At 38.4% G+C, this 24,771-nt stretch carries 25 protein-coding genes and 2 pseudogenes; 23 read left to right on the forward strand and 4 right to left on the reverse strand.

Annotation, left to right across the window (positions count from 1 at the left end; genetic code table 11):
- Positions 1–22 precede the first annotated feature (22 nt).
- Positions 23–550: a hypothetical protein gene (locus ACQKMR_RS13820; RefSeq protein WP_427697807.1), complete on the forward strand. Its 528-nt coding sequence runs from the start codon at positions 23–25 to the stop codon at positions 548–550.
- The gene (locus ACQKMR_RS13825; RefSeq protein WP_427697808.1) at positions 543–1,598 is read left to right on the forward strand and encodes an alpha/beta fold hydrolase; all 1,056 of its coding nucleotides are present in this window, start codon (positions 543–545) and stop codon (positions 1,596–1,598) included. Before ACQKMR_RS13820 ends, ACQKMR_RS13825 begins: the two co-directional genes overlap by 8 nt.
- Before the next feature lie 188 nt (positions 1,599–1,786).
- Here ACQKMR_RS13825 and ACQKMR_RS13830 read toward each other — a convergent pair.
- A pseudogene (locus ACQKMR_RS13830) lies at positions 1,787–2,363 on the reverse strand (nitroreductase family protein); the annotation flags it as partial.
- Positions 2,364–2,603: 240 nt separating this feature from the next.
- On the opposite strand from ACQKMR_RS13830, the gene ACQKMR_RS13835 reads away from it, so the two are divergent.
- From ACQKMR_RS13835 to ACQKMR_RS13870, 8 genes are all read left to right on the forward strand, one after another.
- Positions 2,604–3,584 (forward strand): ring-cleaving dioxygenase, encoded by a 981-nt coding sequence (locus ACQKMR_RS13835; RefSeq protein WP_427697809.1) that lies wholly within the window; start codon positions 2,604–2,606, stop codon positions 3,582–3,584.
- Between the two features lie 20 nt (positions 3,585–3,604).
- The gene (locus tag ACQKMR_RS13840; RefSeq protein WP_427697810.1) at positions 3,605–4,552 is read left to right on the forward strand and encodes a ring-cleaving dioxygenase; all 948 of its coding nucleotides are present in this window, start codon (positions 3,605–3,607) and stop codon (positions 4,550–4,552) included.
- A gap of 5 nt (positions 4,553–4,557) precedes the next feature.
- The gene (locus tag ACQKMR_RS13845; protein ID WP_427697866.1) at positions 4,558–5,172 is read left to right on the forward strand and encodes an alpha/beta hydrolase; all 615 of its coding nucleotides are present in this window, start codon (positions 4,558–4,560) and stop codon (positions 5,170–5,172) included.
- Between the two features lie 14 nt (positions 5,173–5,186).
- Positions 5,187–5,795, forward strand: a complete 609-nt coding sequence (locus tag ACQKMR_RS13850; protein ID WP_427697811.1) for a flavin reductase family protein — start codon at positions 5,187–5,189, stop codon at positions 5,793–5,795.
- Positions 5,796–6,245: 450 nt separating this feature from the next.
- Positions 6,246–6,689 (forward strand): CoxG family protein, encoded by a 444-nt coding sequence (locus ACQKMR_RS13855; RefSeq protein WP_427697812.1) that lies wholly within the window; start codon positions 6,246–6,248, stop codon positions 6,687–6,689.
- 185 nt (positions 6,690–6,874) lie between these two features.
- Positions 6,875–7,138 (forward strand): metal-sensitive transcriptional regulator, encoded by a 264-nt coding sequence (locus ACQKMR_RS13860; RefSeq protein WP_053346459.1) that lies wholly within the window; start codon positions 6,875–6,877, stop codon positions 7,136–7,138.
- A 505-nt stretch (positions 7,139–7,643) separates the two neighbouring features.
- Positions 7,644–9,101 (forward strand): cardiolipin synthase, encoded by a 1,458-nt coding sequence (cls, locus tag ACQKMR_RS13865; protein WP_427697813.1) that lies wholly within the window; start codon positions 7,644–7,646, stop codon positions 9,099–9,101.
- An 83-nt stretch (positions 9,102–9,184) separates the two neighbouring features.
- Positions 9,185–9,934, forward strand: a complete 750-nt coding sequence (locus ACQKMR_RS13870) for a (S)-benzoin forming benzil reductase (protein ID WP_427697814.1) — start codon at positions 9,185–9,187, stop codon at positions 9,932–9,934.
- 426 nt (positions 9,935–10,360) lie between these two features.
- On the opposite strand, the gene ACQKMR_RS13875 is transcribed toward ACQKMR_RS13870, so the two are convergent.
- Entirely contained in the window at positions 10,361–11,494 is a 1,134-nt protein-coding gene (locus ACQKMR_RS13875; protein ID WP_427697815.1) for a purine-cytosine permease family protein, read from the reverse strand.
- Between the two features lie 35 nt (positions 11,495–11,529).
- Here ACQKMR_RS13875 and ACQKMR_RS13880 point away from each other — a divergent pair, with 35 nt between their 5' ends.
- Complete coding sequence (locus tag ACQKMR_RS13880) at positions 11,530–11,952, forward strand: hypothetical protein (RefSeq protein WP_427697816.1); 423 nt, start codon at positions 11,530–11,532, stop codon at positions 11,950–11,952.
- Positions 11,953–11,963: 11 nt separating this feature from the next.
- Entirely contained in the window at positions 11,964–12,308 is a 345-nt protein-coding gene (locus tag ACQKMR_RS13885; protein ID WP_427697817.1) for a response regulator transcription factor, read from the forward strand.
- Between the two features lie 374 nt (positions 12,309–12,682).
- Here the strand turns inward: ACQKMR_RS13885 and ACQKMR_RS13890 are convergent, their stop codons facing one another.
- Together ACQKMR_RS13890 and ACQKMR_RS13895 are read right to left on the reverse strand one after the other, a co-directional pair.
- Positions 12,683–13,024 carry a histidine phosphatase family protein gene (locus ACQKMR_RS13890; RefSeq protein WP_427697818.1) on the reverse strand — a complete coding sequence of 114 codons (342 nt, stop codon included), beginning with the start codon at positions 13,022–13,024 and terminating at the stop codon, positions 12,683–12,685.
- A gap of 528 nt (positions 13,025–13,552) precedes the next feature.
- A complete protein-coding gene (locus ACQKMR_RS13895; RefSeq protein WP_427697819.1) occupies positions 13,553–14,497 on the reverse strand; it encodes an urea transporter in 945 nt (314 codons plus the stop codon).
- Positions 14,498–15,297: 800 nt separating this feature from the next.
- On the opposite strand from ACQKMR_RS13895, the gene ACQKMR_RS13900 reads away from it, so the two are divergent.
- The 11 genes and pseudogenes from ACQKMR_RS13900 to ACQKMR_RS13950 all read left to right on the forward strand — a co-directional run bounded on the left by ACQKMR_RS13900 (position 15,298) and on the right by ACQKMR_RS13950 (position 24,668).
- Positions 15,298–15,600 carry an urease subunit gamma gene (locus tag ACQKMR_RS13900; protein WP_061465959.1) on the forward strand — a complete coding sequence of 101 codons (303 nt, stop codon included), beginning with the start codon at positions 15,298–15,300 and terminating at the stop codon, positions 15,598–15,600.
- A 24-nt stretch (positions 15,601–15,624) separates the two neighbouring features.
- Positions 15,625–15,948 (forward strand): urease subunit beta, encoded by a 324-nt coding sequence (ureB, locus tag ACQKMR_RS13905; RefSeq protein WP_427697820.1) that lies wholly within the window; start codon positions 15,625–15,627, stop codon positions 15,946–15,948.
- The gene (ureC, locus tag ACQKMR_RS13910; protein ID WP_427697821.1) at positions 15,945–17,657 is read left to right on the forward strand and encodes an urease subunit alpha; all 1,713 of its coding nucleotides are present in this window, start codon (positions 15,945–15,947) and stop codon (positions 17,655–17,657) included. Before ureB ends, ureC begins: the two co-directional genes overlap by 4 nt.
- 22 nt (positions 17,658–17,679) lie before the next feature.
- A complete protein-coding gene (gene ureE / locus ACQKMR_RS13915; protein WP_427697822.1) occupies positions 17,680–18,138 on the forward strand; it encodes an urease accessory protein UreE in 459 nt (152 codons plus the stop codon).
- The gene (locus tag ACQKMR_RS13920) at positions 18,128–18,814 is read left to right on the forward strand and encodes an urease accessory protein UreF (RefSeq protein ID WP_427697823.1); all 687 of its coding nucleotides are present in this window, start codon (positions 18,128–18,130) and stop codon (positions 18,812–18,814) included. Before ureE ends, ACQKMR_RS13920 begins: the two co-directional genes overlap by 11 nt.
- A gap of 21 nt (positions 18,815–18,835) precedes the next feature.
- Positions 18,836–19,447 carry an urease accessory protein UreG gene (ureG, locus tag ACQKMR_RS13925; RefSeq protein ID WP_427697824.1) on the forward strand — a complete coding sequence of 204 codons (612 nt, stop codon included), beginning with the start codon at positions 18,836–18,838 and terminating at the stop codon, positions 19,445–19,447.
- Positions 19,447–20,271: an urease accessory protein UreD gene (locus tag ACQKMR_RS13930; protein ID WP_427697825.1), complete on the forward strand. Its 825-nt coding sequence runs from the start codon at positions 19,447–19,449 to the stop codon at positions 20,269–20,271. The genes ureG and ACQKMR_RS13930 overlap by 1 nt, the downstream gene beginning before the upstream one ends.
- A gap of 122 nt (positions 20,272–20,393) precedes the next feature.
- Positions 20,394–21,107 carry a sulfite exporter TauE/SafE family protein gene (locus ACQKMR_RS13935; RefSeq protein ID WP_427697826.1) on the forward strand — a complete coding sequence of 238 codons (714 nt, stop codon included), beginning with the start codon at positions 20,394–20,396 and terminating at the stop codon, positions 21,105–21,107.
- A gap of 79 nt (positions 21,108–21,186) precedes the next feature.
- Positions 21,187–21,801 carry a PadR family transcriptional regulator gene (locus tag ACQKMR_RS13940; protein ID WP_427697827.1) on the forward strand — a complete coding sequence of 205 codons (615 nt, stop codon included), beginning with the start codon at positions 21,187–21,189 and terminating at the stop codon, positions 21,799–21,801.
- 237 nt (positions 21,802–22,038) lie between these two features.
- Positions 22,039–22,919 (forward strand): annotated as a pseudogene (locus tag ACQKMR_RS13945) (IS3 family transposase); the annotation flags it as partial.
- A gap of 486 nt (positions 22,920–23,405) precedes the next feature.
- Positions 23,406–24,668, forward strand: a complete 1,263-nt coding sequence (locus tag ACQKMR_RS13950) for a LysM peptidoglycan-binding domain-containing protein (protein ID WP_427697828.1) — start codon at positions 23,406–23,408, stop codon at positions 24,666–24,668.
- The last annotated feature ends 103 nt before the right edge of the window (positions 24,669–24,771 follow it).

Here is a 24,771-nt window from a genome sequence, read left to right on the forward strand (position 1 = left end):
GGAGAAGAGAGGAACGATATATATGGCAGAAAAATCAGATTTATATAAAGAGCTAAAAGTGTTCGGCAAACAAAAAGAGCAACAGTTGAATAGTAAAATTCAGGAGTTAATAAATAATAGGGAGTTAATAGAATCAGTTAGTAGAAGTTCACAAATGCAGGTTCCAGAGATAATAGAGATGCAGGAGGCCTCAGAAAGAAGGTCCATTATCATGAATTATCCCACAAAAAAAGATGTAGCCAATATTGCGAAATTAGTCCTCCAGCTCGAAGAAAAAATTGACAAATTAGAAGAGCTACTTTCCACTGTAATTCCACAAAGGGATGGGTTTCTTAGAAGTCAACCTACTTTGAGTGATTTAGGGGTCGTTTATTCATTAGGTAGTAAAAAAATGAACTCAAGAGAGGAATCTAACAAAAAGGAAGTTAGTAAAAAAATGAACTCAAGAGGGGAATCTAACAAAAAGGAAGCGAATAGAAAAAGGATTTTAGATTTAATAAACCAATTACAAGATTTAAAGTTTGTTGGACAGGGGAATAGAAATGTCTAAACGTAAAGTGCCAAAAAATCAACCTGAATCGATTTCTAAATGGAAACATTTTTCGGATATTCCCAATCAGCCTATGCCGGAAATGGGATTAACACCAAAAATTTCGGTGTGGAAAAAAAATAAATCTACACTTTGGTATTATCCGGCGGTAAAAAAAAAATATAACGTGCCGGTTTTTCTAATTTATTCACTCATCAATACCCCGTTAATTCTCGATTTAGCTCCAGGTAATAGTTTAATAGAAGCTTTTGTAAATGAAGGGTTTGAAGTGTATTTGCTTGATTTTGGAAGTCCAGGCTATGAAGATGGTGACATCTCGATTGATGATTATATCGTCGATTACATTCAAAAAGGAGTCCAGCGCGCATTACGACACTCCGGAGCGTCAGAGATAACTGTGATGGGTTTTTGTCTTGGAGGTACAATAGCTGCTATGTATGCGGCTATTGCAGACGAGCCTGTTAAGAATTTAATTCTCTCCGTTACACCTATAGATTTTAGTGCCTCCCAATCTTTTGATCAATGGCAAGCTGCAATAAAAGATGGTACCGCAGATTTTGACGAGACGATTGACATTTTTAAAACGATCCCAGCTAGTGAGGTTAAATATGGAATCCGCTTGATCACATCACCTATCTATATATCACCCTATCTGTCTTTATTAAATCAGGCTGATGATGAAGAATATGTTCAACATTGGCGTCGATTCAATGCGTGGACAAATGGACACGTGCCTTTAGCTGGAGCGACTGCAAAACAGATAGGTGAAGATCTTGTGATAAACAATCGTTTGGTTAAGGGGAGTTTAAGAATCAGAGGTAAAAAAGCTAGGCTATCCAATATTGACGCTAGTGTATTAGTATCAGCAAATGAAAATGACCGTTTGGTACCGCAGGAAATGATCAATCCGATTATGAAGCATTTGACTTGTAAGGATAAGACATACATTCTCCTACCAAGTGGACATGCTTCCAAGGAGTATGTGAGTGGACTCCCACTTTACCTTAAGGAATGGCTTCCGAAGCGATCTTCTCCAATAAATAATTAACAGTTTTTGAAGGGGGATGTATGATGTACGTGGTAAATGAATATGAAAATTTTAAAATTATTTCAATTATAGGTTATTTAGGGTTTGCGCCCGTAGTATTCACAAGACTTTTTGGAACTATTCCAGATTATATCGGTTGAAAATAGTAGGGCTGGCTCGGAAGTTGAGCCAGCCCTACTACGTTTTGAGTGATATTTTACTCGATCTTCAAGAGGGGAGAAGTCTTTATCACCAGGGCAGGCAGTTGGTTTTCCAAATGGCATCTGTGTAACCAGCTTCCAATTCTGAGGAATGCTCCATGTCTTGCTCACTTCGTCATCAATTAATGGGTTATAGTGCTGAAGGCTTGCTCCGAAGCCTTCAATTTCTAAGGCTGTCCAAACGACAAACTGCAAAATACCTGACGATTAGTTGGACCAATTCGTGAAGTTTTCAGCATACAATTTAAATCGGTCTTGAAGACCTTTAATAATAGCCTGATCCTCAAAAAATAAAACCATACCATATCCATTATTAAATGATTGCATTTTTTCTTCTGTTTGTCCGAATTTTTTTCTGAAACGACTTTTCTCAGGGTTTCTTCGTAATATCCCATAATTGGTAGTGCCTTTTACCGGTTAAAACAACCTCTCTTGCACTCTAGGAGTTGAAGGCGGAAGGGGAATATTGAATGGCATGATCAACGACTTCTTTAATCCTAATATTAGGAACAACGCTTTCTTTGCTTATGGCATAATAAGAACGTCTATCTTCAGAAATACCGATTTATTTTGGATTAAATTTTTCTAATAATAAGCAGAAATAAATGGCTGTATTTTTTGCATAGTATTTTCTATAAGTGAAAGGAATGAATGGTTGACAAAAATATCACTCTAGTTTATCTTTAAATCAAGATATTTGGATTAAAGGTATTATTCTTAGTGCTGATACCTCGAATTCGAGGTATTAATCACAGGTTAATATATCTCTCATAAGGGGAGATATATAAAGAAAGGGGTGGTACGGATGGAATTAAAAGGATTACATCACGTTTCGGCGATTACGGCTAGAGCGGGTGGGAATTTTGATTTCTATACGAAAACGTTAGGGTTGCGATTAATCAAAAAAACGGTGAATCAGGATAATATTCGTGTGTATCACTTATTTTACGGAGACAGGGTAGGTTCTCCGGGGACAGAGCTGACGTTTTTTGAAATTCCTCAGGCTGCCCGTACACATGAGGGGAACAATAGTATTTCAGAAATTGCTTTAAGAGTGAATGATAATAAAGCTCTGGATTATTGGAAAAAACGGTTTGTAGAATATAATGTTGAGCATGACGAAGTAAAGACTCGTTTTCAACGACAGGTACTTGCATTTAAAGATCCAGAAGGGCAGAGACTGCTACTGGTTTCCGATCAGAATAATAAAGGCGTTCACGGAGGAGTGCCATGGGAAAAGAGCCCGGTACCGAAGGAGTTTTCCATCCTTGGATTAGGACCAGTTAAGCTTACTGTTCCTAATATTGAACCGACTGCAAGAGTCCTTACTGAGGTGTTAGGGTTCAGAAAATCAGGCACATATTCATCATCTATAAGAGGGCAAAGCAAGATTATCGTTTTTGAGACAGGCAAAGGTGGAACTGGTGCAGAAATTCATATTGAAGAGCGGAATGACTTGCCGCGTGAACGACTAGGAAGGGGAGGCGTACACCATGTTGCCTTTCGTGTCGATAACGAAGAAGAACTGAGGAAATGGATAGAAAAATTAAATGAATCAAGTTTTATTAACTCTGGGTTTATTGATCGTTTTTATTTTCGTTCCCTCTATTTTAAGGAACCAAATGGTATATTGTTTGAACTAGCAACAGACGGACCCGGTTTTGCAACGGATGAAGAAGAGCAACACCTAGGAGAGTCTTTGGCCTTGCCACCCTTTTTAGAATCAAAAAGAGCGGAAATAGAGGCGAATTTAAAACCACTAATACAAAATCTACATTTTAATTGAATTGAAAGGTGGTTAACACTATGCGAAAGCAGACAAAAGGAATTCATCATATAACCGCGATCGTAGGTAATCCGCAAGAGAATGTGGATTTCTATGCAGGGGTATTGGGAATGCGAATGGTGAAAAAAACCGTGAATTTCGATGATCCAGGTACCTATCATTTATATTTCGGAGATGAATCAGGTTCACCTGGCTCCATCATCACTTTCTTTCCGTGGCCTGATGCATACAAAGGAAGAATTGGTTCTGGACAAGTAGGGATAACGACATATGTCGTTCCAGAAGGATCTATTGAATTCTGGGAACTACGTTTATCCAAATTTAATATTGAATTCGAGAAAGCCACCCGTTTCGGAGAGGAATATCTCGAATTTAACGATCCTCATGGTTTGCACCTTGAACTTGTCGCTCGTAAAGAGGGTAAAAATAGCGAATGGTCATTTGGCGGTGTACCTGCTGATAAGGCGGTCAAAGGATTCGGTGGCGCGGTTTTATTGACGGCAAATCCGGACAAAACGATGAAACTATTAGAAGAAGTGATGGGCCTTAAGAAAATTGCAGAAGAAGGGGACTTTATTCGCTTCAAATCCAATTCAGACATCGGGAATTTGATTGATGTCAAAAAAACTATTATGCCAATTGGAAAAATGGGAGTAGGGACAGTACATCATCTCGCATGGCGTGCTAATGATTTTGATGATCATAAGGATTGGAGAGAGCATATCGGAAGCTTTGGCTATGGAGTGACACCTTTTACGGACCGTCAATATTTCGATGCCATTTATTTCCGTGAAGAAGGCGGCATTCTTTTTGAAGTTGCCACAGATCCACCCGGATTTGCTCACGATGAATCGATGGAAACAATGGGAAGTAAATTAATGCTGCCACCATGGTTGGAAGAAAAGCGAGAAATTATGGAAAAAACGTTACTTCAGGCTGTACCAAGGGTTCTTGAGGAGGATATATAATGTTAATGAAACATATTTTTGAAAAAGGAAGTAATCCAGGAGCTCCGTTACTTTTGCTTTTGCATGGTACAGGGGGAACGGAAACAGACCTTTTACCATTAGTAGAAATGGTTTCACCAGGTTCATCCGTATTGAGTGTGCGCGGAAATGTTCTTGAAAACGGTATGCCCCGTTTCTTTCGAAGGTTGGCTGAGGGGATTTTTGATGAAGAGGATTTGATTTTTCGTACAAAAGAGCTTAATGATTTCTTGGATATAGCAGCCGGAAAGTACGATTTTGACCGTGAAAATGTGGTAGCATTAGGTTATTCTAATGGTGCGAATATCGCTGCAAGTTTGATGTTTCATTTTGAAGGGGCATTAAAAGGGGCGATTCTTCACCATCCAATGGTTCCTAGACGAGGGATGACTTTGCCGTCACTTTCCGAAGTACCTGTCTTTATTGCCGCAGGGAAAAACGATCCGATTTGCCCTGCTCAAGAAACGGGTGAACTTATTCAACTCCTACAGCAAGCAGGTGCGACAGTTGACATTCACTGGGAAAATCACGGGCATCAGTTAACACGATCAGAGGTTGAAGCAGCTAGTTCATGGTTTCAAAAACATTTATTGAAAGATTGAAAGAGGGAGAGAAGATGATTTCAGTAAATCCTGAAGGTCTAAGTGAACGGGAAAATTATAAATTTTTGACTGGAAGTATTATTCCGAGACCCGTAGCACTTGTTACCACACAATCTGAAACTGGAGTAGTCAATATAGCGCCGTTTAGTTTTTTTAATATAGTCAGTTCTAATCCTCCAATGATTTCCGTTTCTGTTCAAAGGAAAAAAGGAGTGTCAAAAGATACTGCACGAAATGCGATTGAAACCGGTGAATTTGTTGTTCACATCACTGATGAAGACAATGTTGTAGATGCAAATCAAACGGCAGCAGAACTTCCAGCTGAGGAAAGTGAATTAAGTCTAACTAATTTCACGACGACGGCTAGTAATAAGGTTGCGGTTCCTGGGTTGCGAGAAGCGAAGGTACGCCTTGAATGCAAACTTGATCGGGCTATACCATTAGCAGGTTCATCAGATAAACCAGGTTGTGATTTGTTGATAGGGAAAATAGTGTGCTACCATATCAAGCAAGACATCTATCACAATGGTCGAATAGACCAGAATGGACTCAAACCGGTAGCCCGGTTAGCTGGTCATACGTATACTAAACTAGGCGAGTTATTTGATCTTGAGCGTCCTTAGAAATCACAATTGGATAAAACAAATGGCGACATCTTTTTCAGATGTCGCCATTGTTCTTTATCAACTAAAGTACTGCTTAGTCGAATGCTGGTATTCTGACTGTTGATTCCTTACTCCTTACTCCCGAGTAATCTTAGTGCTACCATAAATAGGGCAATTAGGCCTTTAATGTCTTATGCCGACTTGACCTAATGAGCCGATGAATGCAAGTGCATTTATATCTTTGGGTATTGCAAGTTACCGTTTAATATCAACATTTTCATTTTAGTTTCTATATTTCTTTTTAACGTATCTTCTGTCATTGCAGTCCTTATTTTCAAAAAAGGTCGCTATCGCAATATGCGATATTGAGAAATTTGTTTCGGACTCTTTTCTAATATCAGGTCTAACCTATATGCTGCAATGAATACATTAAAAAGATGTAAGTAAAATGATTAAGGGGGAACTCAGTTGTCAGAAGGATTACATAGTATCATCTTACCCGTATCAATTGAAAATGTATGGGGGTTTGTCAGTGTCATTGATCTATGGGCGCCTCTGGTCCCAGGATATATTAGTCATGAGATGATAAATGATGAGACACTCGTATGGGAGTTTAAAAGCGATTTGGGTTTAATGAAAAAGAAAATTAAACTTGAAGTTGATATATTGGAATGGAACGAACCTAATAAGGTAACATTTAACCTTCGGGGATTAAATGAAAAATTTGATGGATATGGTTACTTTTTTGCTGAACAGATCGGGAAAGGACAGACTAAGATGACTGGTTGTCTTGCGATAATAGCTAAAGGAGCTAAAGCACCGATTGTAAATGCTTTGTTAAAATCCTACGTTCCCCAAATGACTGTTGAATTTTCAGAGGCTATTGCACAAAATCTCCTTGTACAAAAATAGAGTATTTACCTATCGAATAAGGGTTATTTGATATAAATACTTGACAAGTATACCTGAGAGGTATGTATTATGAATTGTAAGGCGATAAGATTTATTTTATACATTCATTCCATATGGGACTAAACGTTGGATGGTATGCCTGATAAGAATAATAAGTTACAAGGGATAGGAGGTCAACCTCACACATGGAATATGAAAAGCAAATGAAAAATAGAGTTAAACGAATTGAAGGACAGCTACGAGGGATTTTGAAAATGATGGAAGAAAATAAAGACTGTAGAGATGTCGTAACACAGTTATCTGCCACTCGATCTGCAATCGACCGAACAATTGGTGTGATTGTGAGCTCCAATCTTGTAGAATGTGTCCGGGAAGCTAATGAGACAGGTGAAAAGAACCCTGAAGAACTAGTTAAAGAGGCAGTTAATTTATTAGTGAAAAGCCGATAAAATAAATGATTTAAATACAATGTCCTGTATATTGCAATGAAAGTTTGTATAAGAAGATTAAAAGTCACCCTGGCAGTTATGGATGTATTAAGGGTTGGTTCGAAAATACTTATATAGAGATAGGCCTCTACAGGAAGGGGCCTCAGACTGTAGACAAACTCGATGAAAATCGAGTTTGTCTACAGTTTTTTATGGCTTGTACAATTTGAACTTTGATTTCCTCTCCAGGCACTCGCTTTCCGCGGGCGGTCCGGGAGCCTCCTCGGCTAGCGCCTGCGGGGTCTCCCTTAGACGCGCTTTTCCCGCAGGAGTCTCGCACCTTCCGCTCCAATCAACTTTGTTATAAAATTTAGATAGAACTTCTTTTGTCTACAAACTGAGGCCTCTACAGGAAGGGGCCTATTTTTTGCGAATTTTTGTTTTTTTTTTTCTATTAGGCAAATCCTTTGATATAAAGAATTTGCATGTTATCCTTAAAGGGATAAAAATTGAGTGAGGGTATGCTATGGAAATTACGCATGTTACAACGGTTTTGCTAGGCCTCGTTATTATTCTTAATATTCTATTTGCAACGATTGTTATATTTTTTGAAAGAAGAGAAGCGAGCACGACCTGGGCTTGGTTATTGGTGTTATATTTTTTACCTGTAGTCGGTTTTATTTTATATCTTCTTTTTGGAACAAGCTTGAGGCACGCTCACTTATTCCAATGGGAGGATAAGAAAAAAATCGGGATTGAAGAAATCCTTGATAAACAGATGGAAGAGCTTTCTACGAATCACTTTCCTTTTCGAAATACCTCTTCGAGCAATTACCGTGATTTGATTTATATGCACCTTCGAAATAATGATGCAGTTCTGACGGAAGATAATCATGTCGATATTTTTTCGGATGGAAGAAAGAAGTTTGAACAGCTTTTTAAAGATATCGAAGAGGCAGAAAACCATATACATATACAATATTATATAATTCAAAGAGACGGTCTCGGAAAACGGTTCATTGAGGCTTTGACAAAAAAAGCAAATGAAGGTGTCAAAGTCCGCCTGCTTTATGATGAATTAGGGTCAAGGGAAATGACAAAAAGTTTTTTCAAGGACTTTAGGCAGGCAGGCGGCCGAGTGGAAGCATTTTTTCCATCCAAGTTAAAATTTATTAATTTACGTTTGAATTTCCGTAATCATCGAAAGCTAGTCATCATAGATGGAAAAGTAGGGTATGTTGGCGGCTTTAATGTCGGAGATGAATATTTGGGTCTTAATCCAAAATTCGGTTATTGGCGAGATACACATCTTAGAATAAAGGGATCTGCCGTCAAAGCCATTCAAACTCGTTTTATTCTTGATTGGAATCAGGCTTCAAAGAATCATGATATTATTTATCAGCCACATTATTTTCCTAATTTAAAGCCTCAAGGCAATATTGATTTGCAAATTGTAACAAGTGGTCCTGATTCTGAATGGGAACAAATTAAAAATGGCTATATTAAATTAATTTCTTCAGCAAAGAAATCGATTCTTATTCAAACACCCTACTTTATCCCAGATGCTAGTTTATTGGATGCACTTCGGATTGCCAGTTTGTCAGGGCTGGATGTGAAAATCATGATACCAAATAAACCTGACCATCTTTTCGTTTATTGGGCAACAACCTTTAATGCAGGGCAGTTATTAAGAGCAGGGGCAAAGGTGTACATCTATGATAACGGTTTTATACATGCGAAAATGATTGTTGTGGATGAAGAGGTATCTTCGGTCGGTACTGCTAATATTGATGTCCGGAGTTTTAAATTGAATTTTGAAGTCAATGCCTTTATTTATGATGAAGGAATGGCCGAAACGCTGACGAAAAATTTTTATAATGATGTAGAAGTCTGTAGACAACTAACAATTGAAGAGTTTGAAAAGCGTTCAAAGTGGATTCGTTTTAAAGAGTCCATAGCGAGACTGTTATCACCCATTTTATAATTCCTATATGGAGCAGCCAAACACTATACGGGCTGATTCTTTGGGTACAATAAATTATTATCAATAAAAAGGGAGGATTTGTGATGAAGACTTTTATAATCACAGGGGCTTCGAGAGGATTAGGTGCAGCTATTGCTAAGCAATGCTTGCAGAAGAGTGACCATTGTATTTTATTATCCCGTACAGCTCATCCTGAAATGGTGGAAATAGCTGCTCAATTCGGAACAAAACTTACTTTTTTTTCCGTTGATTTAAATGAAAGTGAGCAGCTTGCCTCATTAGTCAATAAGATTCTTGAAGAGGTCGATGAAAAAAGCGAGATTTACTTTGTTAATAATGCTGGTGTAATTGAACCGATAAAGCCGGTAGGAAGTCTGGGTCAGGAAAGTTTGGAAATCAGCATGCGAGTGAATTTTATGGCACCAATAGTATTGGCAGATGCATTCGTTAAACAAACAAAGGATTGGGACCGAAAGAAAGTTTTGGTCAACATTTCTTCAGGAGCAGCGAAAAATCCCTATCATGGCTGGGCTGCCTACTGTAGTACAAAGGCGGGGCTTGAAATGTTCACCCGTGTTGCAGGATTGGAACAGGATAAGGCGCCTTGCCCTATGACCCTCATATCTTTTTCACCAGGTGTAATGGACACAGGGATGCAAGAAACAATCCGTTCAGCAAATGAACAGGACTTCTCCGACAGGGCAAAATTTCATGACTATAAAGAAAAAGGCACTTTAAGAAGCCCAGAATTCGTAGCGGAAAAACTTTTGGAGCTACTCGAAGTGGAAGAGTTGAAAAATGGGAAGTTTTACGATATTAAAAGTTTACTTTGAGGTATGGAAGAAGGTCCTAAAACTATAATTTTGATTTGTTAAAAGAACAATGATTTGAGAAGAAGGTTAGGAAACAGTGCAAGGGACAAGCTTACATAGTAAGATCTGCAGATGATTGTGTGCCACGAAAACAAACAAAGTGTGCTTGAAAAGCATCTAGAATGCTATGCTGCACTTAAGATGAGAGAAGGCCTCTCGTAATCGCTATATAGGTAGAGATTGCAAACCACCCTAAGGTGCTATAGTCAAAAGCTAGGGTATTGGGCGTTAGGGAAGAGGCAGAACAAGGTTCTGTCAGGTAGGTATTAAGGAGACGAAAACCACTGATGAAGTATCATAAAAAATTAATAGAAGAAATAAAAGCTCCACTTTGTGTATATGAACACGAAGTAGGAGCTTCTTACCTAGGAACTGACTTCAAAAGACTCAACTAGGTGACCTCTTCTTCCACAGTAAAAGATAGGCGATAGACGCGACAACAGGACCAACCAAACCAGACAGATCTACGCCTTCAAGAGCGTTTGAAATCGCTCCTTTCCATACCACCGTGTTCATACACAAAAACGCAAAAATAACAGCAATAAGGTAAGCTCCTACACCTGCTAAGTTAAAGCCTCGGTAGTACCAATACTGACTGGAAGGAGTTTCGTCGTGCAATTCGAGTCCGTCATAATGATTTTGACGTAATATAATATCTGTCGCGTAAATTGCCAATAGCGGACCAAGCAAAATGACACTAAACTGAAGAATATTATTTAGCGTTGTGATCAAGCTGGAATACAGTAGCACGTAAATGGCAATCCCAACTGCTAATGTGCCGTTGATGAACACGCATCTAATTCTGTTAAACCGGACACCCATACCTTGAAGGTAGAGACTGCCAGAGTAAAGAGACAGAACACCAACGTAAATTGACCCAATAACGATCACAAGCAGAAACAGAGGATAGAACCAAGATGGAACAATCGATGCGATAGAAGTCTGAGGATCACTCATATCTATCTTGGTTGCTGCAATTGACCCTATGACTGCAATTAGTACAGTGGGTAAGAATCCACCAGCGAAGATCCATCCAATTATACCAAGGCGAGGAGTATCAGTCGGCAGATAACGTGCATAGTCAGCGCCAATGGGCCAAGACATTGGACAAGCGGCGATGATCGTGAACCCAATGCTGACCGCTTTGAAAAGCTCTCCCCCCTGTGGCGGATGTGAGGGAACGTAACTAAAGTCTGCATTTTTCAAAACAAATACGCCCAAGAGCCCAATGCAAATGGCGAGTGCAGCGGTAAATATCGGACTTATTCGCATGATCAGTGCTTGCCCATAGATGCAGATCGCTAAGGTGGAAACAGCAAGAATAGCAAAAATCGTCACCTTGACTTCGAGAGACAAAGACAAGCCGAACTGCTTCGCCAGGGCGAAGCCAGCAAGCGATCCAACTGCCAAGTTTAATACTAAATAGAAAATAGTGCACGCCCAATAAACAGCTCCATTGAAAATTCGGTTTCCCCGAATGCCGAACATTGCCCTTGTAACTAATCGGATGGGTGGCAACAAGTGGTCCCGCTTCGTAACAAGGTGGTGGATTTCTTATGCTAACAAGCCAAGAGTGGGAAAAAATAAATGGATTTACATTACAAATCTCTAGAATGAACATCAATAAAAATATGAAACGTGAATTATTAATTAGTCTCAAACAGTTTATTGATTTTGATAGGGGATTTTTTAATTTAAGCGTGATTGAAAAAGATGAATTTATTACATACGAGGAGTGTGTCCAAGTTAGCTATTTTAGACAGGAACTCGGACGAAGTTTTGACAAACATTTTAAAAGTTATCAAAAAATGGATTACCTATATTGGACTGTATACAATAAAGAATCACTGATTGCTCGTGATACTGACCTAATCAATCGAGAAATACTAATAAAGCTTCCATTCTATACTGAATTTTTAAAACCATATGAATTAACAAACATAGTAAATATAGTAATTAATCATAAGGTCTATGCCTAGGCTGCATCTTTTTGTCTAAAAAACAACAGGAGAATTTCACTGAAAAGGATCTATTCGTACTAAATATTATTGAACCATATGTAAAAGCACTCTTACTCAGAAATTACAATGAGCAGAAAAAAAACTATATTTCAGAACCTGAAAAAAGATTGATGAATTTATATCAACTTACAGATCGAGAAATTGAAATTATCAAATTAGTATTAAAAGAAAACAATAATCTCAAAATCAGTGAAAGGTTAGGGATTAGTAATCATACTGTTAAAAAACACTTTAATAATATTTTTGGAAAGATTGAGGCTACGAATAAACTGGAATTGATAAAGTTCCTGATAAAAGAAGGTTTTGAGGTATAGAGTTATTTGGCATGTTTAGAAGGTTTGGCGAGGATTTTATTTTATTCAGCAAATATTGAAAAAAAGGTGCTCAGGGGTGAAAAAATAGCAAAAAGAGGTATATATAATTAACGATTGTAAAATGGTTCTCCCGTACTTAACCCCTCCTTCATATAAGTTAGACATCTACGATATAAATGGACATAAAGAAAAACAAAATCATTTCATTATTAATACAGTTTATTTGGAAAAATCAGGAATACCAAGGTTTTTCCAACACTCGAAATCAAAATCACTATTATAATTCCATAAAAGTAAGGATATTATATTTTCATAACTGACGATTACTGTGTTTTCACTCCAACTTTTAAGACTTCTTCTCCAGCATTTACGATTCAATTCATCACTTCTTGACTTGACTCTCCTCCTTCAAATTTTAATTCCATATCATTAAATGTTGCTTTTAGTTTTTCATACCAATCAGGTAAGCCTGTTGTTCTTAGTGTGAGTTCTGAGAGCCGTTCATCAATCTCTATATTAAAATCTGTTTTCTCACTTAATGGTTCTACTGATTGGATAGCACGCAAAAACGGACTTGATATTATTCGGTCAATTTTTGCATTACTGAAGAAATCAACTAAATATTTCGCTTGTTTCGAACCTTTTTCGGTTAATTGTGATTCCGAAGGTTGCCCCTCTGATTCGCAATGTCTGACAATGTAAATCTTCTTTAGCATACAAATCCTTCCACCTTAATGAATAGCGTCCAAGGGAGACCTCACAGGCGCAAAGGGCGCCGAGGAGGCCCTCGGACCGCCCGCGGAAAGCGAGTGCCCTACGTTCCAATCAACGTGTAAATTTTACAAATCCTCAAAAAAACTGTAGACAAACTCAATTATTTATCGAGTTTGTCTACAGTCTGCAGAATCCATTAGGAATCTATTTACCACTTTCAAGTATATGCAATCTTTGCACCATAGTGAATGGAACAATTTATGATATTTGTATTAGAGAATAAAGATATAAATAACATGCCTTCGAGTAGGAATAATCGTTGCGGTAAAAGCTAATCAAAAATAATAGAATCGCCTTAAAAGTAAGCCATCACAACAAAATAACTATAGGAGCGATTTTTATTTTCTTTATTGGTCAAGCCATATCGCATGAGAATCACTTAAGATTTCCAGATGGTTACTTAATTTTGCAAAGGTAGCGATCTTTGGAAGTAATGCCCCCTCATGCTCCATTCTCAAAAGTCAAATTAGTTACAACCTAGGAAGGACTTTTCTCGCGCCTAGGAAAAGCCAGGTACTAAGAACGAAAGGCATTGTCAGGGCTGGAAGTCCATAGGGTAAAAGCCAGGTAGCAACACTTGCCGATAAGGGTACTGTCACACAAGCTGCGATGATTCCTGATATAGGCGCAAATCGATTATGGTCCTCTTTAAAAACTATAGATACGGCAATGCTGGTTAAAATCGCATTGTAGCCATAAAGACCCATGATAATTAACGAGTGTTCCCCTCCAAGTACGAATGATATGAGTAATGCAAAAGCATTACCTAAAATGGAAAAAAGACCATATTTCCATCCGGCCCAAAATACGCCAATAAATAACAGAATGCCAGCTAAGGTACTATCTAGAAAAAAAATTTGCCCTATCCCATTAAAACTCCCTTCCAACCAATTAACCTTTCCAGAGATGTTTAAGGTCCAGTGTGATAAGTCTTGAGGAACTAGTCCCGGACTTAACTGGAAAGCCTTTAACTTGTAAGATACAAGCAACATAAACCATGTCAGAATGATGAAAGGGAATGTAAGGATGGGAATCCCTGTGTTTCTCATGAAATGCATCATTGCTGCGGAAAAGATTGCGGCTAAAGCAGCTCCAACTAAAGCGATAAACCACTGAGAGGGTCCAGTTAAAAACAATGTTAGTGCAATGCCTGTTAGCACGGAGTTATATCCGTATAAACCTGAATTCACACTGTTTTCATTAGCACCTCCCAGTTTTCCGATTAGCGTTCCTATGATAGCGGAAGATAGAGTAATAATCCCTAAAGGATAAGAGTAAATCGTGATCGCCATTAGAATAATGAAACCAGTAACAGCATTCTCAATCAATATGACTTGAGAGATTCCTTTCAGTGATGACTTCATTAAAGAAAGAAACATTCCATCGGTCAATGAAGTACGTTTGTCTTTTTGCATAATACTAACCCCTCAATTAAGATATTTAAAAAAATAGGTTCAGATACAATCATTTCATTTTCTACAGTTTTAAAAAATATCCTCTGACACATAACTTGTTAATCATGAATCAAGAGTTTAAGTTCAGCAGAAGGGCAATGTAAAAACCTAAACGAAAAATGTAAGATAATCATTTTTCCGAGTTTACCTTTTTTATAGGGGATTTTTGCAAGTCCTATGTTTCCGGAAAGAGTTCTCCCTCCTTTGAATATAATCCTTTAGCTTTTCTTAAATTTCCTCCTTACAAAGTCCATTCATTTAACAATTAATATATCATAATATACATATATAATTTGATATATATGTATATTATGATATATTAATATTTATGGGGAATCAATCCTTCATTTTATTGTAAATTCTGAATTTTTTTGTCAGAAAATAAAAAATAAGGTTAATTCCAACATCATTGTTTTTCTAAAATAGTGATATTCTGTATGGGACTTAATGGTGTTTTTTATCGTGAAATGATACATGATCATTTGATTGCAGATAATTCAGGTAACGTTATTGATGAATATTTGATTCTCCATTAGTAAAAAAGCAGGCCCTATAAAGAGGGGAATTTCCGTTTATCTCAGATAACAGGGTGTAATGTCTACCTTATATCTTTGAGGAGTCAGGCAAGCATTTGGTGGGGGATAAACAGTTCATACTTCCCAATTGGTTCAACTAATCATCAATGGGTTTGGAAGAAAGGTCTCAAAAATTGATGGAATTTTCACCATACTTAGTCATTTGAAAAATGAGGAGGCTTTACGATGCAATTATTACCGCGTGAGATAGATAAGCTCATGATTGTAGTGGCAGCTGATCTTGCTAAGCGACGAAAAGAAAGAGGATTAAAATTAAACCATCCAGAAGCCGTAGCACTTATCACCTATGAAGTGTTAGAAGGGGCAAGGGATGGAAGAACAGTTGCACAATTGATGGAATATGGTGCAATGATTTTGTCGCGCGAAGATGTTATGGAAGGTATTCCAGAGATGATCCACGATATTCAAGTAGAAGCTACTTTTCCTGATGGAACGAAACTAGTAACGGTTCATAATCCAATCAGATAACAATCGACAAGGAGGCATGCTCAAATGATACCAGGGCAACTATTTTTAAAAGAAGAAGAAATTATTTGTAATGCCGGGAAAAAAGTCACAAAGCTGTCGGTAATTAATACAGGAGATCGGCCTGTTCAAATTGGCTCTCATTTCCACTTTTATGAAATCAATGAAGCACTTCAATTCAATCGCGAAGAAGCGTTTGGGAAACGGTTAAATGTTCCTGCGGGTGCTGCCGTTCGTTTTGAGCCTGGAGATGAAAAAGAAATAGAATTGATTGATTTTGGTGGAGAACGTCGTGTGTATGGATTAAATAATAAAACAGATGGATCCGTGGAAAGAGGGGGAAATCAATGAGTTTTAAAATGTCAAGAAAGCAATATGCCGAGATGTATGGTCCAACGACAGGAGATTCCATTCGTTTAGCGGATACAGATTTAGTTATCCAAATTGAGAAAGATTATACTACATACGGTGAAGAAGTCGTTTTTGGCGGCGGAAAAGTAATCCGTGACGGGATGGGGCAACATCCTCTTGCAACTCGCGAAGATGGAGTTCCGGATGTGGTCATTACAAATGCTGTTATTCTAGACTATACCGGAATTTATAAAGCGGATATTGCAATCCGTGACGGAAAAATTGCTGGAATCGGAAAAGCCGGAAATCCTTTAGTAATGGATAATGTGGATATTGTAATTGGTGCTTCTACAGAAATTATTGCTGGGGAAGGGATGATCGTCACAGCTGGTGGAATCGACTCCCATGTACATTTTATTAATCCAGCACAGGTTGAAACTGCATTGGCTTCCGGTCTTACAACTTTAATTGGAGGAGGCACGGGTCCTGCTGCAGGATCAAAAGCCACAACTGTTACGCCAGGTGAATGGAATATTCATAGAATGCTGCAAGCAGCGGAAGGATTTCCAATTAACGTAGGCTTCACTGGAAAAGGACAAGCTGCGAACGAAGAGGCGTTAGCTGAGCAAGTACGTGCAGGCGCAATTGGATTAAAAGTGCATGAAGACTGGGGAGCTACAGCCTCTGCTATCGACCACGCTCTCCGAGTAGCGGACCAATATGACGTACAAGTTGCCCTTCATGCAGACACGTTGAATGAAGGCGGATTTTTGGAAAACACGCTAGCGGCGATTAAAGACCGAGTTATTCATATGTACCATACGGAAGGGGCAGGGGGCGGACATGCTCCTGATTTAATTAAATCAGCGAGCTTTATGAATGTTCTTCCATCATCTACAAACCCGACTTTGCCATATACAATTAATACGATCGACGAGCATTTGGATATGTTAATGGTGTGTCACCATTTAAACCCATCTATTCCTGAAGACCTTGCCTTTGCTGATTCACGGATTAGACGCGAAACGATTGCGGCTGAAGATATTCTTCAAGATATGGGTGTATTCAGTATGGTTAGCTCAGATGCACAAGCAATGGGACGAATTGGCGAGGTTATTTTACGTACATGGCAAACAGCAGATAAAATGAAAAAACAGCGAGGAGCGTTGGAAGGTGACAGCGAGCTTTCTGATAATAATCGCGCGAAGCGTTATGTAGCTAAATATACGATTAACCCCGCGATCACTCATGGTATTTCTGGATATGTCGGTTCGATTGAAGTCGGAAAAATGGCGGACCTTGTCATTTGGTCACCGGCATTTTTCGGCGTGAAGCCTGAAATGATTCTTAAAAATGGCTTTGTTGTAGAAAGCTTAATGGGTGATGCTAATGCGTCCATTCCGACACCACAGCCAGTTATTTATCGTCCAATGTATGGATCTTATGGAAAAGCCATGTCTAAGAGCTCAATTACCTTTGTTTCTCAAGTCGCTTTTGATGATAAAGTGCATGAAAAATTAGGCTTGGAAAAAACGGTTCTTCCAGTTCATGGTATTCGAAACTTAACGAAAAAAGATATGAAGCTTAATTCCGAAACGCCTGAGATTACGGTTGATCCACAAACGTATGAGGTAAAAGTAAACGGGGAACTCATTACTTGTGAACCTGTGGATATAGTACCGATGGGACAACGCTATTTCTTATTTTGAGTCTTATTTTGAGGTGAAACTATTGATCATTGAAAAAATTGTTACAAATATCGAAGCAATGGACAGAGAAGAAATTGCGAAACGCCATATGGAAAAGGTGTACCTGGAAAGTGCTAATTTAGTGAAACGGATTCAAAGAGTGACCACCGACCACGGCCACGAAATTGGCATTCGCTTAAAAGAACTGCGTGACCTTAAGGCGGGCGATGTTTTATATATGGATGACAAAAATATGATTGTCGTAGATGTCCTTTCCGATGATCTATTGGTCATTAGCCCGCGAAGTTTAAAGGAAATGGGAACGATTGCCCACCAATTGGGGAATCGTCACCTTCCAGCTCAATTTGAAGAGAACAATATGCTCGTTCAGTATGATTATCTTGTTGAAGGATTGCTGCAAGAGCTTCAAATTCCTTTTACACGTGAAGATCGGAAAGTAAAACAGGCTTTTCGCCATATTGGACATAGCCATGAATCCTAATATTCTTTCTTTATTCCAACTATGTGATTCGAATTTTCCAACTGGTGCTTTTAGTCATTCGTTTGGTCTAGAGACGTATATTCAAGAAGATCAAGTGTATGATCAAGCATCGTTTTCCAAGTGGCTTCATGTATATTTAAATGAACAGCTCGTCTATTCAGATGGGCTGGCAACGCGTCTTGTCTATGATGCCTTGGAAAATGAGGATGTACAAACGGTGTGGAAGGTCGATCGAATGCTGACGGTTCAAAATTTGCCGCGTGAAACGAGAGAAGGTACCAAAAGAATGGGAGAACGCATGGTAAACCTTGTGGGATCTTTATATGAGTTTCCTGTTCACTCGCAATATCAAAAACGGATTAAGGAGAAGCACTCCTTTGGACATCCAGCTATTGCTTTTACGATGATAGGGCACCATCTTGGTGTTCCGAAATCAACTACCACCCTCTATTATTTGTATTCTACTATTTCAAGTCTTGTTCAAAATGCCGTTCGGGCGATTCCGTTAGGACAAACCGCGGGACAGAAGACGATTCATGAGTTTCAAAGTGCTTTAATAGAGGCAACAGAAAAAATTCAAACTTTGGATAAAGAGGATTTTGGAATCATTTCACCAGGTTTAGAGTTATCTCAAATGAAACATGAGCGTGTGAATATTCGTATTTTCATGTCTTAATATAGAAGGAAGTGTTTTTATATGGAACCGATTAAAATTGGAGTAGGCGGACCTGTTGGAGCCGGAAAAACGATGTTGGTTGAAAGGCTAACCCGTCATTTAGAAGGTGAAGTCAGCATGGCTGTTGTGACGAATGATATTTATACAAAAGAAGATGCCAAATTTTTAATGCAAAATGGAGTCCTACCGGCAGACCGTATTATTGGGGTTGAAACAGGAGGATGTCCACACACAGCTATTCGTGAAGACGCCTCCATGAATTTTGCGGCTATCGATGAATTAAAAGAGAAGCATCCGGACGTAGAGCTCATTTTTGTGGAAAGTGGAGGCGATAATCTTGCGGCGACTTTCAGCCCAGAGCTTGTGGATTTCTCCATCTATATTATTGATGTAGCTCAAGGCGAAAAAATTCCGCGTAAAGGCGGCCAAGGGATGATTAAATCAGATTTATTCATCATTAATAAAACGGATTTAGCTCCTTTCGTTGGCGCAAGCCTCGAAGTGATGGAGTCTGATACGAAGGTTTTTCGCGGAAATAAACCGTTTGTTTTCACCAATTTAAAAGATAACACGGGGCTTGATCAGGTCATTAACTGGCTTATGAAGAATGCATTATTAAAAGGGTTGGAATAATGGAAGACTGGACTGGAGTTTTGTGTCTAGATGTCGAAGATCGGAATGGAAAGACTGTAGCGAAAAATGTATATTTTCAGGGCGCATTGAAAGTGATGCGTCCGGTTTATCATGACGACTCTGGACAAGCTTGTTATTATATATTGAACCCCGGTGGAGGCTATTTAGACGGAGATCGCTATAAAATAAAAATTACGCTCGAGAAGCAAGCGAGGCTAACCATAACGACACAATCCGCAACAAAGGTTTATAAGACACCTAACACTCATGCTTACCAGGAAACAGAGATCTTTCTAAAGTCTGGATGTTATCTCGAATATATTCCGGATCCGCTAATTATGTATCAGGACGCGCGCTATAAACAAAAAAATGTCATTCGCATGGAGAAAGGGGCGACTTTCCTTTATTCCGACATTTTAACCCCGGGGTGGTCTCCGGATGGAGGTCGTTTCAGTTATAATCGGCTTCAATTCATCAATGAAATTTATATGGACGATGAGCTTGTGGCCTATGATCATATACAATTGAATCCTGCTGCCCAAAATATAGAGAAGATTGGCTTCATGGAAGGGTTTTCGCATTTAGGTTCCATGATTGTGGTTGGCGAACAAACAAGCCCTGACCTCCTTGATCGGTTATATCAGGCTATTAATAGGAATACAGATCGATATAAAATTGGACTATCTTTATTATCTGTACCAGGATTTACGGTTCGTGTATTAGCTAACTCGACACAAGTAATAGAGAAAATCTTTACTGAGTGTCACCGAATTATCAGTCAAGAGTGGTTTATAACCAAACCGTGTTTTCTAAGAAAGTATTAATACTTAGAACCCGGCAATCAAAAGGTTGCCGGGCTTTTATCCGGGTTAATCAGGCTGTAAAAAACCGCCGCTTATGGAAGTTTCACTTTATACGGGACAAAAAGTTTGAAGGAGAAATATTTATGGATGTTACATTGTTTTCAGTTTTAACGATAGGTTTTGTTTTGGGAATCAGGCATGCAATTGAGCCTGATCATGTTATTGCAGTATCAACAATTGCAAGTCAAAGCAAAAAGTTATGGCACGCTTCTCTAGCAGGAGTATTTTGGGGGATAGGTCATACGATAACATTATTTATAGTTGGTATTATTCTTATTCTTATGAAGGGTGAAATACCAGGGAAATGGTCTATGTCCTTAGAATTTTTAGTAGGAATCATGCTTGTTTATCTTGGTGTTACAACGATCCTTTCTTTCAAAAGTATCCATGTTCATACGCATGCACATGATGGAGATGAACATAAACATGTCCATACCCATGAACATGGTGGTAAACATGAGCATAAACACAAACATAAACATGTTTCATATTTGAAATCGATGTCTATTGGTCTAGTCCATGGTCTTGCAGGAAGTGGCACTATGGTTATATTGACGATGAGTACAGTAAAGAGTGTTTGGGAAGCGGCTATTTATATTCTTTTATTTGGAGTAGGAACGGTCATTGGTATGCTTTTTTTCACTACGATTATTGGTATCCCTTTTGTGTTAAGTATGAAACGTGTTAAAATTAGTAGAACACTTGTATTCACAATGGGCACAATTAGTATGGTTTTTGGAATATATTATATGTATAATTTAGGGGTTAATGAAGGATTATTTAACCTCTGGTTTTAAGTCAGTAAGGAATGTTGGATCGAAGCGTGCTAACATACACACTATTATTGAACGCTATATATGGATGAAGGGGGATTAGATGAATACTCTTGGATATGCGATACTTAGTTCGCTTGGTAGAAATCCATGTTCTGGCTATGAATTAGTTAGATATTTAGAGGTATTATGGCCTGCGAAGCATAGTCAAATATATCCTCTGTTAACTAAAATGGAGAAGAATGGGCTTTTGGAATTTGAGCATATTGAACAAACGGGTAAACCTGATAAGAAAATATATTCAATCACAGAAAAGGGAAAAGAAACTCTGGAAAAATGGGTCACTGAATCGCCTTCTGATCCCATCATTCGAGATGAATTTCTTATAAAGATGTATTCGATTTGGTTATCGAATGAAGAAAATGCGAAAAAATTAATTCAGGACCGAATTTCTAAATTAGAACAAACCGTAGCCTTGCGAGATGAAAATATAGCCAGAATTAAACAAACACATGGGAAGAATGGGTTAGAAATGAAGTCTAAACATTTTGGTGGTTATATTCTTTTTAATAGAAGGAGTATGTTAGATGAAGCAGAAATTTCATGGTGTAAGTGGGTTCTGAGTTTGATTGAGAAAGCAAGCTTAAACAATTTATTGTTAGGAATCATGGTAGGAAAACTTAATATAATCATTCAAGACAAGTTCTTGATTTATTGACTATAATCAAAAATTCCAGTTTTGTTTCGGTGCCTGTGCATCGCAATCACCCAAAAAAGCTTAATTATTGAATCTGATACCAAAAAAAGAAGAGCTGTTTAATTAGCAATGGTATTATCCCCTACAGGTAGACAAAGAAAAAAGAGAGCATGATTAAATGTTCTTAACAGTCTATCTGGGAGGGGATTTTTCTATGGCAAAAAAGGGACAAACCTTTCAAACCTATACAGAAGAATTAAAGCGGGAAGTCGTTCAGTTGGAGTTGGAGGAAGGCTGGTCCTGAAAGCCGAAAGGTTTCAAATAATCGATGGATTAAGGAAAGTATACCCACTTGCGTAGCTATTAAAAATCGGTGAAGTTTCAAGAACTGGTTTCTACAAATGGCGGAAGACTCAGTCTAGACAGTCTCTGAGGTTTGAGAAAAATCTATGGATAAAAGAACATATATTAGCCATCCATAAGATGTATCCATACTATGGATATAAACGGATGACTCGAGCTTTATTCAGAGAGGGAATCGTTGTCAATCATAAGCGTGTTCGACGATTGATGAGAGAAATGGAGGTTACATCTATCATTCGAAAGAAACGCCCTTTCTATGGCCGAAGAGGATCCGTTGTCTTTAAGAATGTTTTAAACCGTGAGTTCTATGCAAAATCAATGTTACAAAAGTTAGTAACAGATATAACCTATGTGCGGATTGGAGACACGTTTGCCTACCTATCTGCCGTTTTAGATTTGTATAATAATGAAATTGTGGCATGGGAAGTTTCTACAAGAAACGATCTTGAATTGGTTCAAAATACCTTGACTCAGTTAAGGGACAAGTACTTTGAAAAGGGTGCCCTTCTCCACTCTGATCAAGGATTCCAATATACGAAGAAATCATACGAAAAGCAGGTAAAAGAACTCGGTCTTCAAGGAGGCCACTCCCGTCGTGGCAATTGTCATGATAACGCATGTTAGAAAGTTTCTTCTCGCATTTAAAAACAGAGAAGTTATATTTGGTACGCCCAAAAACAGCAGAGCAAGCTTATGTAGTTATTAAGGAGTATATAGACTTCTACAATACGGATTGCTTCAAAGAAAAATTTAACGGTCTTTCCCCGATTGAATAACGAGAAAAGGCCGCAGCTTGAAATACACTTTTTTAATTGTCTATTTGACAGGGTTATGTGCAGGTTGTCCTTTTGGACAGCCTCTTTTAAAGCAGTAATGATAATATATTTTTCTCTTTGTACACTTCTCACCATTTTGACAAGGTTCTATCCATGTAAACCAATTTTCTTTGATTCATAAGCTTTTCGAAGTAATTTCATAAAGAGTGTATGTAGTTTGCAGCCAGACCAAAATGGTTTTATTTTGACAATTTGATAATTCCTTTAAATTAGCCGCCTATGACGTTTTTTTGCGTCATGTATAAAAGTGCGGGGAGACTGGAATATTGTAAGTTTTATTTACAGAGCAATCAGTACAGATTTATAACATGGCAGGCACTGCGGGTCAATATATTCAGAATATGCAACCCGATGAAAATGTGATAATTCGTTCTATATAAATACCCGAATAACATACACTTTTTCGAGGGAGTGGGAGGGTTTTGAATGACGATCGTTATTGTGAAAAAAGGTGATAGCCTATGGGAAATCGCTAAAATGAATAAGGTTGACCCATCGAGGTTAGTCGAAGTTAACGGATTGGAATCAACAGCATTGGTTCCTGGTCTGGCGTTGTATATCCCTGATGAAAAAGTGGTGAATCGAACGTATCTTATAAAAATTGGTGATACGCTCTCTGAAATTGCCCGACGTTTTGGAACAACTATAGCGGCTATAAGGAAAACCAATCCAGGGCTTGTTGTAAACTCGCTTAAGGTCGGCACTGAAATTTTGATTCCCTCGCCTTACAAAAATCAATTAATCACGCTGGGGTTTGCTTTCCCTACTTCAGGTGGAGTAGTGTTTAAAACGCTTGAGGAGAATGGTGATAAGTTATCCTATTTAGCAATTGTAGCTTATTCCTTTACTAAGGAAGGCTATGCATTCGGTGATGGTGATGATCTCCCCCTTATCGCGAAATGCGAACAGACCGGGGTGACGCCACTTTTGATGATCCGGAATTTTAAAGATGGTGATTTTGATGCTGACTTGGCGGGTGAAGTTCTTACTAGTTCGATTTACAGAGGGAATTTAATTAAAAGTATGCTGAATTTCGTCAGGGAGAAAGGCTATGGGGGGGTGAGTATGGACATCGAATTCATCCCGCCTGCAAGACGGTCTGATTATGTGCTTTTTTTAAAAGAATTAAAAGAGGAGTTGAACGAACTAATTCTTCATGTTAACGTACATGCAAAAACAGCAGATAATCCTGACAATCGAATTGTAGGTGGCCATGATTATCGGGGAATTGGAGCGGTAGCCGACCTTGTTGCCGTGATGACAATTGATTTTGGATATCCAACGGGCCCACCCGAACCAATTTCCCCACTTTGGTGGATGGTCGAAGTTCTTCGTTACGCTTTAACGAATATCCCTGCTAATAAATTGCAGTCAGCATTTCCTATGTATGGATACGATTGGATTGTACCGAGCAATGAGACGAAGGCATTATCAGCGCAAAATGCACAAAATCTTGCTATTGCGACTGGCTCCGAAATCTCTTTCGACACGTCAGCGGCATCACCTACCTATTCTTATAGAAGAGAAAACTTGGATCATGTCGTTTGGTTTGAAGATATTCGTTCGTTAAGCGCAAAATATAAATTAATTGATGCCTATGAACTGATAGGTGCCACCTATTGGCAGATTGGTTTGGAATTTCCACAGAATTGGGCGTTTATGGAACAGAATATATTAATTGTAAAATAGAATGTTTTGATGTAAGTTATGAGCAGTAAAAAGAGAATATCGATCAACCGTGCCATTTTGGATCGTATTGTTGGTTTGCTGTAGAAACTTTTAAGGATTCCAA

Origin of the sequence: Peribacillus sp. NPDC096540 (assembly GCF_050278525.1) — a bacterium.
GTDB lineage: Bacteria > Bacillota > Bacilli > Bacillales > DSM-1321 > Peribacillus.

Bases quoted from the DNA above. Each gene is read 5' to 3' on its own strand.
- ureB (WP_427697820.1), top strand. From the start codon at position 15,625: ATGATACCAGGGCAACTATTTTTAAAAGAAGAAGAAATTATTTGTAAT.
- ACQKMR_RS13825 (WP_427697808.1), top strand. From the start codon at position 543: ATGTCTAAACGTAAAGTGCCAAAAAATCAACCTGAATCGATTTCTAAA.
- ureG (WP_427697824.1), top strand. From the start codon at position 18,836: ATGGAACCGATTAAAATTGGAGTAGGCGGACCTGTTGGAGCCGGAAAA.
- ACQKMR_RS13940 (WP_427697827.1), top strand. From the start codon at position 21,187: ATGAATACTCTTGGATATGCGATACTTAGTTCGCTTGGTAGAAATCCA.
- ACQKMR_RS13920 (WP_427697823.1), top strand. From the start codon at position 18,128: ATGAATCCTAATATTCTTTCTTTATTCCAACTATGTGATTCGAATTTT.
- ACQKMR_RS13870 (WP_427697814.1), top strand. From the start codon at position 9,185: ATGAAGACTTTTATAATCACAGGGGCTTCGAGAGGATTAGGTGCAGCT.
- ACQKMR_RS13950 (WP_427697828.1), top strand. From the start codon at position 23,406: ATGACGATCGTTATTGTGAAAAAAGGTGATAGCCTATGGGAAATCGCT.
- ACQKMR_RS13895 (WP_427697819.1), bottom strand. From the start codon at position 14,497: ATGCAAAAAGACAAACGTACTTCATTGACCGATGGAATGTTTCTTTCT.
- ACQKMR_RS13880 (WP_427697816.1), top strand. From the start codon at position 11,530: ATGCTAACAAGCCAAGAGTGGGAAAAAATAAATGGATTTACATTACAA.
- ACQKMR_RS13900 (WP_061465959.1), top strand. From the start codon at position 15,298: ATGCAATTATTACCGCGTGAGATAGATAAGCTCATGATTGTAGTGGCA.
- cls (WP_427697813.1), top strand. From the start codon at position 7,644: ATGGAAATTACGCATGTTACAACGGTTTTGCTAGGCCTCGTTATTATT.
- ACQKMR_RS13860 (WP_053346459.1), top strand. From the start codon at position 6,875: ATGGAATATGAAAAGCAAATGAAAAATAGAGTTAAACGAATTGAAGGA.
- ACQKMR_RS13850 (WP_427697811.1), top strand. From the start codon at position 5,187: ATGATTTCAGTAAATCCTGAAGGTCTAAGTGAACGGGAAAATTATAAA.
- ureC (WP_427697821.1), top strand. From the start codon at position 15,945: ATGAGTTTTAAAATGTCAAGAAAGCAATATGCCGAGATGTATGGTCCA.
- ACQKMR_RS13935 (WP_427697826.1), top strand. From the start codon at position 20,394: ATGGATGTTACATTGTTTTCAGTTTTAACGATAGGTTTTGTTTTGGGA.
- ACQKMR_RS13930 (WP_427697825.1), top strand. From the start codon at position 19,447: ATGGAAGACTGGACTGGAGTTTTGTGTCTAGATGTCGAAGATCGGAAT.
- ACQKMR_RS13820 (WP_427697807.1), top strand. From the start codon at position 23: ATGGCAGAAAAATCAGATTTATATAAAGAGCTAAAAGTGTTCGGCAAA.
- ACQKMR_RS13835 (WP_427697809.1), top strand. From the start codon at position 2,604: ATGGAATTAAAAGGATTACATCACGTTTCGGCGATTACGGCTAGAGCG.
- ACQKMR_RS13840 (WP_427697810.1), top strand. From the start codon at position 3,605: ATGCGAAAGCAGACAAAAGGAATTCATCATATAACCGCGATCGTAGGT.
- ACQKMR_RS13890 (WP_427697818.1), bottom strand. From the start codon at position 13,024: ATGCTAAAGAAGATTTACATTGTCAGACATTGCGAATCAGAGGGGCAA.
- ACQKMR_RS13845 (WP_427697866.1), top strand. From the start codon at position 4,558: ATGAAACATATTTTTGAAAAAGGAAGTAATCCAGGAGCTCCGTTACTT.